Source organism: Streptomyces sp. NPDC006450 (assembly GCF_040612195.1).
Classification (GTDB): domain Bacteria; phylum Actinomycetota; class Actinomycetes; order Streptomycetales; family Streptomycetaceae; genus Streptomyces.
The window spans coordinates 23,676-30,009 of record NZ_JBEXPT010000082.1 but is presented as its reverse complement, the minus strand read 5'-3'; the positions used below and the strand labels follow the sequence as shown (position 1 = coordinate 30,009).

The window sequence follows — 6,334 nt, the reverse complement described above, 5'->3', positions numbered from 1 at the left end:
TCATCTCCGGGTCGAGCCAGACGGCGCCGCTCTCGGACTTGCCGAACTTGGTGCCGTCCGCCTTGACCATCAGCGGGGTCGCGATGGCGTGGCCGCACCGGGTCGCAGCGGGGGCCGGGGCGACGGGGCGCTTCCACGTGCGCCCGTACCACTCCGCTGCCTTGGCGCGACGCGGCCCGGACGGCATGTCCACCCTGATGCTCATGGTCGTCGTCACGACCCCGGCGGTGCTCGCGGCCGTCGCGCTGCGGCCCCGTTCCAGGAGCCGCGGCTAGCCGCGCCCCCACGTTCAGTCCGCTCATCTCGACCTACGGAGAACCCTCGTGTCCGAATGGCTGGTCCTGGCCATCGCCATGGCGCTCGTCTGCGCCCTCGTCCTCGCCTTCACCGCGATCCGGCACCGCCGGGTCGCCGACGACGAGGACACCAGCGAAACCCCCGACGTCCTCGAGTACATGGTGATGATGGTCGGCGTGGTCTACGCGATCGTGCTCGGCCTGGCCATCGCGGGCGTCTGGGAGGCGCGCGGCGCCGCCGAGGACAGTGTGCGCCGCGAGGCCCAGTCCTTGTACGAGGTCACCCAGCGGGCCGATGTCTACCCGGCCGCCGTCCGCGACCGGATCCGCGGCGAGGTCAACGCGTACGTGTCCCACACCGTCAGCGTGGACTGGCCCCGGCTGACCTCCGGGGCTCCGGTGTCCCCGGAGGGCGGCGAACTGCTCGGCAAGCTGCGCAGCGACGTCACCCACCAGAGCCCGGGCAACGAGCTGCAGGCGCAGGCCTACCAGCCGCTGCTGGACCACATCGCGGCCGCCGACGACGCCCGCCACGAGCGGACGCAGAGCGACGAGTCCACGCTGCCGGGGGTGGTCTGGCTGGGGCTGGTCGCGGGCGGGCTGGTCACCGTCGGGCTGATCTTCACCCTGCAGATCCGGCGTTCGGGGCGGGAGCTGCTGCTCGCGGGGCTGTTCAGCGCGCTGATCGTGTTCCTGCTGTTCATGGTGTGGAGCTTCGACGCGCCCTTCGGGCGGGACGGGATCGACTCGGCGGGGCCGTTCCAGGACCTGTTCCCGACCCTGTCACTGGCCGCCGGCGGGCGCTGAGCACCCGGGGCCGCGTGCCCGCTGTCGGGCCCTGCGGGCTCAGCGCCCCGACAGCGCCGCCTGGCGCCGGCATTCTGCCACCACCGGCGAGTTCCGCAGGGCGTGCGAGATCCGTACGAGGTCGCGCGGACCGTCGGTGGCCGGCGGCGCCCCTTCCTCGCTGGCCCCGATGACCCGTCCCTCGGGGTCGGCCGCGCGGGCGCGCACGGCGGCGGCGACCATGGCCGCGTCGGCGACGGCCCGCGCGGTCTCCTCGTCGGCGCCGGCGGCGAAGGCCTGGGCGAGGGCCGTGTCCCGGTAGCCGCGGTCGAAGTACGGCCCGAGGTGCAGGAAGCCGTCGTGGATGTCCGACTCGCGCTGGATGACGCGGATGTCGGCGGCGGACCACCAGGACATCTGGACGCCGACCGGGGTGTCGGGCGCGGAGATCCGGACCTCGTGCCACAGCGGGCCGAGCCGCCGGTACGTGGACCAGTGCTGCCAGCTGTCCGAGAGGCGCTGGCAGAGCAGCGGCAGGACGAAGCCGACCGCGCTGACGAGCGCGCCGAGGGCGGCGAGCGGCGGGGCCACGTAGGTGCTCAGGTCGTCGAGCTCGGGGCCCAGCCCCACCCAGCGGCCGATGACGGCGCTCATCTTGGCGGCGTCGTAGCTGAGGTTCAGGATGTAGCCGACGACGATGATCATCAGGCCGGTCCGGAGCCAGCCGCGCACCTGGAGGGACCAGCGCCAGCACATGGCGACCATCACGAAGGCGGCCACGTTGTGCGCGAGCAGGTAGAGGCCGATCATCTGCCCCGTGTACGGGGTGTTGGCGTAGAACGTGTCGAAGTCGCGCAAGCGCTCGACCGGTGCGTCACCGAGGAGGAAGAGCGCCATCAGGGTCACGGTGACCGTGCCGTAGCCCAGGATCCACCGGCGTGAGATCCGCCGGGTCTGCTCGGGCGGTCCGCCGCGCCAGTTGACGATCAGGACCAGGCAGGACGCGCTGAAGGCGCTCATGAGGCAGTAGACGAGCGGGGCCGAGAAGTTGGTGATGCCGGTCCAGCGGTTGACCGCCACGATGGTGGGCGGGGCGGCGAAGGTGAAGACCGCACCGGCCAGGGTGAGCAGGGCACAGACCGATCGCAGCAGCGGGTCACGCCAGTTGTGCCGCAGGGCCGGCAGCTTGAAGGCGAGTGCGATCGCCAGGGCCGCGGCCGGTATGTAGTAGTCCTTGCCGTTCAACGGTCGTTCCTGTGCCCCCGGTATCCGAGCGATGCCTCGATGCGGCCCGCCAGTTGATCGCGCTGTGCCGGTGCGCGGTGGCTCGCCGATCCGGCGAGCCAGTTCCTGCACCTGCTGCCCAGCAGTAAACCGAAGGTTTCCGCTTCGGTCTCCTCCTGGACGTCGGCGCGGGTGCGCGCGGCGACGCGGCGCACGGTCTCGCCGATGTCGGCCTCGTCCGACAGCAGCCGTGCGGCGACGGCGGCGCCGTCGACGTGGTGGCTGCAGTGACCGGCCTTCATGTGCCACAACTCGTGCCCGAGGATCACCAGTTGGTGGTCGGGTGCGGTGCGTTCCTCGATGACCACCAGATCGCGGTCCGCCATGTCGAGCCACAGGCCGCTGGCCGTCCCCGGCGGGAACGAGGCCATCCGGAACTCCACCCGGCGGCCGCGGTGCTTGCTCATGCCCTCGCAGAGGGCGGCGTAGAGGTCCACGGGCTCCACGGGCGCGGTCAGGTTGATGCCTGCCACCAGCTCCCCGCACAACCGCCGCTGCTCTCTGCCTATGCTCACCGTTCTCCCCGTCGGCGCGGATCCGGATCAGGACTCAAGGATCAGACCCAGACTTTCGACTGGGTCAGGATTCGTTCGGTTTGACGCTTTCGAGAAGCATGTCCAGCCATTCGGTCACCTTGTCCCGGTGCTTGTCGCTGGGCAGTTGGGCGGCGCGCCAGGCGATGCCCCGTACGCCGTGGTTCTGGAGAAGTCTTGCCAGCGGATCGCCCGTCGAAGCGGCCGGGGCGGGTGCGGTTTCCCGTGCGCGGCCCGCGAAGTCCTGGAGCAGCTGTTGCTCGGTGCGCTGGAGGGCGTCCGTGAGCGCGTCCGCGTCGTGGGCGGTGAGGAATCCGGCATGCACCCCGAAGAAGCGCTGGATCGCGTCACAGTGTTCCATGGTCGGCCGTCTGTCGCCGTTGATCAGGGCCCCGGCCTGCTGGCGCGACATCGCGGCGCCGTCGGCGATCTCCTGCTGCGTGTAGCGGCGGCCGTTGGGCTTGACGCGGGTGCGCCGCAGGAGGTCGAGGCGCTGGAGGAACCGGGTCTGGAGATCGGGCTCACCGGCGGGCCGGCCGTCCAGCAGGCTCCGCACCACGTCGGCGGGTACGCCCGAGGCCTCGGAGAGGCGGCGCAGGTCGAAGACCTGGTTCAGGTCGCGGCCCAGCTTGCCCGCGAGTTCTGCGACCCGCGTGACGGTGGCTGCCAGGAGCGTGTTGGCCACCGCGACGGGAGCCGGGAAGCCGTCTGTCACCAGTGGTTCTCCTAGATCGCGCGAGGTCGGGGTACGGGCACGTGGTCGGCTCCAGGAATCTATCCGGTCTCTGTCCGTACGGCTAGAACGTGCCACATCTGTGGCGGGATCGAGCTGCCCAGAGGCTGGAATTGCCACAATAGTTGACACTCGAATGAAGTCGGTAGCAGGATCGCCACACGGAAATGAAGATCCAGACCGTAATAAAGATGGGGGGAGCTCTCGGTGCCACATCTCGCAGCGGTGGGCCCGTCCGAAGGGCTCGCCCACATCGGTGGGGAGCGCCTCGCGGGCGAGGAGTCCGCACGCGGCGCCGTGCGGTCGGAGCGACGCAAGGAGATTTTGCGCCAGCGCCGGGAGGAACTCGGGCTGAGCCAGGAGGACCTGGCGGCGCGTCTGCGCATCAGCGTGCGCGCGTACGGGAACTGGGAGCGCGGCCTGGTCAAGGAGTGGACGGACCGCAAACTGCTCGCCCTGGCCGAAGCCCTGGAAATGAGCGAGCGGCAGTGCTTCTGGCTCTTCCGGATCATGGTCGACCGCGACCCGCCGCCCACCTGGCGCGCGGCCGAGGAGAGCCGGCTGCCCGACGATCCGGCGCAGCGCGACTACCTGTGTGACTACGCGGCCCTCATGGAGGCCGTGCCCTACCCGAGTTTCCTCGTCGACCACCGCTGGGACGTGGCCCTGACCAACTCGGCGTTCGACCGGCTCTTCCAGTCGGTCCGCCCGCATCCGACCGCCCTGCCGGACGACAACTTCCTGCGCTTCGTGCTGTTCCACCCGGACGCGGCCGCCGTGCTGGAGGACCACGAACCGGCCTGGTGCGTACCGCTGTTGGCCCGGTTCGCGACCGCGCTGGCCGCCGCCCCCGACGACGAGGGGCTGCGCAGCATCCGCCAGGAGGTGGCCCGTGACCCGTTCATGGAGGCCGCCTACCGGTACGGCGTGCCGCACTGGCTGACGACCCACGGGGCCGAGGCCGCCGAACAGGACGGCGCCGTACGCACCGTGCGCCACCCGGACCCGGGCTGGGGCCTGGTGCGCTGCCGGGTGGTGGCGGAATCCGGCCCGATGCTCGACGGCATGGGGCTGACCCGGATGACGCTGGTCCTCTCGGCGCCGCAGGGCCGCCCGACGGGTCCGCTGCCGGGCGATCCGGGTGCGCAGTCGCACCAGCCGCCGCGACTGAGGGCCGTGCCGTCGCCGGTGGACTGATCCGGCGGGGGAGACTGGTGCCACGACACCCTGGCACTGGTGCACTGCGAAAGGCGGTAAGGGCGTGCGGCTGACGATCCTCGGCGGGGGCGGATTCCGGGTACCGCTCGTCTACGGAGCCCTGCTCGGCGATCACGCCGAGGGCAGGGTGTCGCACGTGACCCTGTACGACGAGGACTCCGGCCGGCTCCGCGCCATGACGCGGGTGCTCGCGGACCAGGCCGCCGGGATCGCGGACGCCCCGGCCGTCACGGCCACCACCGATCTCGACGAGGCCCTGCGCGGCGCCGACTTCGTGTTTTCGGCCATTCGCGTCGGAGGGCTGGAGGGCCGGGCCGCCGATGAGCGGATCGCCCTGGCCGAGGGAGTGCTGGGCCAGGAGACGGTGGGCGCGGGCGGGATCGCGTACGGCCTGCGGACGGTGCCGGTGGCCCGTGAGATCGCGCGCAGGGTGGCCCGCACCGCCCCCGGGGCGTGGGTGATCAACTTCACCAATCCGGCCGGGGTGGTCACGGAGGCCATGGCCGAGGAGCTCGGGGACCGGGTCATCGGCATCTGCGATTCACCCGTCGGGCTCGGGCGGCGGATCGCCCGACTGCTCGGCGCCCGGCCCGAGGACGCCTGGATCGACTACGTCGGCCTCAACCACCTGGGCTGGGTGCGCGGGCTGCGGATCGGCGGGCGCGACGAACTGCCGCGGCTGCTGGCCGACGCGCAGGCGCTGGAATCCTTCGAGGAGGGCCGGCTGTTCGGGGCCGAGTGGCTGCGCTCGCTCGGGGCGATCCCGAACGAGTACCTGCACTACTACTACTTCAACCGCGACACGGTACGGGCCTACCAGGAGGCCGAGCAGACGCGCGGGGCGTTCCTGCGCGACCAGCAGCGGGGGTTCTACGCCGAGGCCGGGCGGCCGGATCCGGCGCCCGGGGCGGCACTGGCCGCATGGGACCGCACGCGGGCCGAGCGCGAGGCGACGTACATGGCCGAGAACCGCGAGGTCGCGGGTGTCGGCGAGCGCGAGGAGAGCGACCTGGAGTCGGGCGGGTACGAGAAGGTCGCCCTCGCCCTGATGCGCGCCATCGCCCGGGACGAGCGCGCCACCCTGATCCTGAACGTCCGCAACCGCGGGACCCTGTCCGTGCTCGACGCCGAGGCCGTCATCGAAGTGCCCTGCCTGGTCGACGCCAACGGCGCACACCCGGTCGCCGTCGATCCGCTGCCGCTGCACGCGGTGGGCCTGGTGACCTCGGTCAAGGCCGCCGAGCGGGAGGTCCTGGCCGCGGCGGCGAGCGGATCGCGGGCGGACGCCGTCAAGGCCTTCGCGCTGCATCCGCTGGTGGACTCGGTCGGGGTGGCCCGGCGGCTGGTGGCCGGGTACGCGGCGGAGCATCCGGGGCTGGGCTACCTGCGGTGAGGGGTGCCGGCCGGTCACCTGGGCCGACGGGCGCCGGCGGGCGGGCCACGTGCGCTGACGGCCGCGGGTCGGGTCGCGTGCGGTGACGGCT

General features: G+C 72.0%; 6 protein-coding genes and 1 pseudogene. 3 read left to right on the top strand and 4 right to left on the bottom strand.

The window, feature by feature from the left end; genetic code table 11:
* Positions 1–91: pseudogene (locus tag ABZY57_RS22580) on the bottom strand (hypothetical protein); the annotation flags it as partial.
* Positions 92–323: 232 nt separating this feature from the next.
* Between ABZY57_RS22580 and ABZY57_RS22575 the strand changes: the two are divergent.
* Positions 324–1,103, top strand: a complete 780-nt coding sequence (locus tag ABZY57_RS22575) for a hypothetical protein (protein ID WP_356514612.1) — start codon at positions 324–326, stop codon at positions 1,101–1,103.
* Between the two features lie 39 nt (positions 1,104–1,142).
* Here the strand turns inward: ABZY57_RS22575 and ABZY57_RS22570 are convergent, their stop codons facing one another.
* The 3 genes from ABZY57_RS22570 to ABZY57_RS22560 all read right to left on the bottom strand — a co-directional run bounded on the left by ABZY57_RS22570 (position 1,143) and on the right by ABZY57_RS22560 (position 3,614).
* Positions 1,143–2,327, bottom strand: coding sequence for an MAB_1171c family putative transporter (locus tag ABZY57_RS22570; protein ID WP_356514610.1), 1,185 nt, complete (start codon positions 2,325–2,327; stop codon positions 1,143–1,145).
* Positions 2,324–2,881 carry a toxin-antitoxin system, toxin component gene (locus ABZY57_RS22565; protein WP_243338945.1) on the bottom strand — a complete coding sequence of 186 codons (558 nt, stop codon included), beginning with the start codon at positions 2,879–2,881 and terminating at the stop codon, positions 2,324–2,326. The genes ABZY57_RS22570 and ABZY57_RS22565 overlap by 4 nt, the downstream gene beginning before the upstream one ends.
* Positions 2,882–2,945: 64 nt before the next feature.
* Positions 2,946–3,614, bottom strand: a complete 669-nt coding sequence (locus tag ABZY57_RS22560; RefSeq protein WP_356514608.1) for a helix-turn-helix transcriptional regulator — start codon at positions 3,612–3,614, stop codon at positions 2,946–2,948.
* Between the two features lie 225 nt (positions 3,615–3,839).
* Between ABZY57_RS22560 and ABZY57_RS22555 the strand changes: the two genes are divergently transcribed.
* Positions 3,840–4,829, top strand: coding sequence for a helix-turn-helix domain-containing protein (locus ABZY57_RS22555; RefSeq protein ID WP_356514606.1), 990 nt, complete (start codon positions 3,840–3,842; stop codon positions 4,827–4,829).
* Between the two features lie 64 nt (positions 4,830–4,893).
* Positions 4,894–6,243, top strand: coding sequence for a 6-phospho-beta-glucosidase (locus ABZY57_RS22550; RefSeq protein WP_356514604.1), 1,350 nt, complete (start codon positions 4,894–4,896; stop codon positions 6,241–6,243).
* Positions 6,244–6,334 lie beyond the last annotated feature (91 nt).